1 protein-coding gene is annotated in these 629 nt (G+C 47.4%); it reads right to left on the bottom strand.

The features are described 5' to 3' along the window. Positions 1-540: ATP-grasp domain-containing protein (locus AC1DUO_RS26005; protein WP_477989622.1), on the bottom strand; the 540-nt coding region annotated here is incomplete at its 3' end. Between the last annotated feature and the right edge of the window lie 89 nt (positions 541-629).

The raw sequence follows: 629 nt of genomic DNA, 5'->3' as shown, positions 1-629 counted from the left end.
GTGTAATCTGGCCCCAGCCTCCACCATAACTGGCCCATTCTGTGAGTCAATGATTTCCATATGGACAGGTCCGATTTGAATATCGAGTGCCGCCGCTGCAGCTTTCGCATAATAAATTAGCGCCAGGGACTTTGCCGTATCAATAGGGAGCATGAGAGAAAATTTTTTCACAAAAGGGGAATCAGCAATACCCAACTCATCACCACGAATGTAACGGCAAACAGCAGATGTCACATATCCATTCTCTGTTGCAACCAAATCCACGACATATTCATCTCCGGCAATGAAAGGCTGCAATAAAAAAGTGTCGTTATATGTCCACGTTGTTGAAAAACTTCCCCACGGTAATTCGGCAATTACCTGCTCCAGTTGGTCTTGCGTGCTGCAAAGATTCACGCCTTCACAGCCTGCAGCAGACTGGGGTTTAACAATGCACGGAAACTGGGTCCACCCGGTCAGGATGGCATCAATATCACTTTCCTCAGTAATGCTGATGGAAGCCATATTGTTTAAACCCGCTTCACTCAAAGCCTGCTGCATGGCATCTTTGCATCGTCTTCGATGTGAAGTAAGGGGGGGATTTCCGGGTAAACCATATCGACTGGCCAAGACATCGGCGAGATAGACAC

Source organism: Rahnella sp. P4_A8, assembly GCF_056402435.1.
The sequence above is the reverse complement of the archived record's forward strand: the minus strand, read 5'-3'. Positions and strand labels throughout refer to the sequence as shown.